General features: G+C 49.7%; 1 protein-coding gene. It reads left to right on the top strand.

Annotated features, from left to right (window positions below; genetic code table 11):
• Positions 1-296: 296 nt before the first annotated feature.
• Complete coding sequence (locus tag EPO09_RS21665; protein WP_290646598.1) at positions 297-1466, top strand: IS4 family transposase; 1170 nt, start codon at positions 297-299, stop codon at positions 1464-1466.
• The last annotated feature ends 56 nt before the right edge of the window (positions 1467-1522 follow it).

The following is a 1522-nucleotide window of genomic DNA, read 5'->3' as shown; positions in this document are numbered from 1 at the left end:
ATTATTAATCATAAAAACATCGCGGAAATTAAGAATTTAGAAATAAAATCAATAAGCGGTGATCAAGCCATTCAGCATGTAAAAAACAACACTGCTGTCCGGTTAAATCGCTGGTCATTTCTAAAAAACCCAATAATGACAAGGGATTTCGTTCAATTTTGCGTGCCGTCGATTTGAAATTTTTGGGACGCCCTAGAGGAGTCTCTGTCTCCCCCTAGCGAAGTCAAAGGGCCCCCTTAGCGTCAGCGCTCCTCATTCATGGAATTCCCCTGGGTCAACGCCCTGGGAGATTCGGCATGAATGTAGGCAAGACGCTGTTCGCGCAGATCATGGAGTTCGTTCCATGGAGGAGCTTTGGGCGAATAGTAGAGCGCTATGCCGGGAACTCCGGCGTCCGCCGCATGAATTGTGCCGAGCAGTTTCGCGTTATGGCTTTTGGGCAACTGACTGGACGCGAAAGCTTACGCGATATCGAAGTCACGCTGGCGGCTAACCGCCACAAGTTGTACGCGATGGGGCTACGTTACGAGGTTCGTCGTTCCACCTTGGCGGACGCGAACGAATCGCGTAATTGGCGTATTTGGTCGGATCTTGCCGCCTTGCTCATCACTCGCGCTCGCAAGCTCTACGCCGATTGCGATTTAGGCTTAGAGCTGAGCAACACCGTTTATGCGCTTGACTCTACGACCATCGACTTGTGCCTGAGCTTATTCGAATGGGCGTCCTTTCGTACGACCAAAGGAGCCGTCAAAATGCACACGCTTTTGGACTTGCGCGGCAATATTCCAACGTTTATTCACATCAGCGACGGCAAGATGGGCGACGTTAACGTGCTAGACATCATGCCAATCGAAGCGGGAGCCTTTTATGTGATGGATCGCGGGTATTTAGACTTCTCTCGGCTGTATGCGATTCATCAGACAGGTGCTTTTTTTATCACGCGCGCCAAGCGCGGCATGGATGCCCGCCGCGTTTATTCGGCATCGAGCGACAGGAGAAACGGCGTCATCTGCGATCAGACGATTGCTTTGAACGGCTTTTATCCATCCAAGGATTACCCCGAGAATCTGCGACGAATCCGCTTCTACGACAAAGAGATCGACAAGACCCTGATATTTTTGACGAACAACACCGTTCTGCCGCCCTTGACCATTGCCGCGCTCTACAAAAGCCGCTGGCAAGTGGAACTGTTCTTCAAGTGGATCAAGCAGCACCTCCGCATCAAGAAGTTCCTCGGGACAAGCGAAAATGCGGTCAAGACGCAAATTTGGTGCGCCGTCTCGACTTACGTGCTCATCGCCATCATCAAAAAGGAGTTGAAGCTTGAGGAATCCCTGTACACGATATTACAGATTTTGTCGATTTCTGTATTCGAGAAAACCCTTATATCTCAAGCATTACAGCCGGAAATGATAGACAAAAATTTACAGAACGACGGGAATCAGTTGATTTTGTTCGATTTTTAACCGGACAGCAGTGATGTGCGATATGACTCAAAATCTCGTCCCCGGTCTCCGCAGGT

The organism is Aquabacterium sp. (assembly GCF_004297345.1).
GTDB lineage: Bacteria > Pseudomonadota > Gammaproteobacteria > Burkholderiales > Burkholderiaceae_C > Aquabacterium.
This window is presented reverse-complemented; position numbering and strand designations above follow the sequence as displayed.

Excerpts from the sequence above, each read along its gene's own strand:
- EPO09_RS21665 (WP_290646598.1), top strand. The coding sequence starts at position 297 with ATGAATGTAGGCAAGACGCTGTTCGCGCAGATCATGGAGTTCGTTCCA.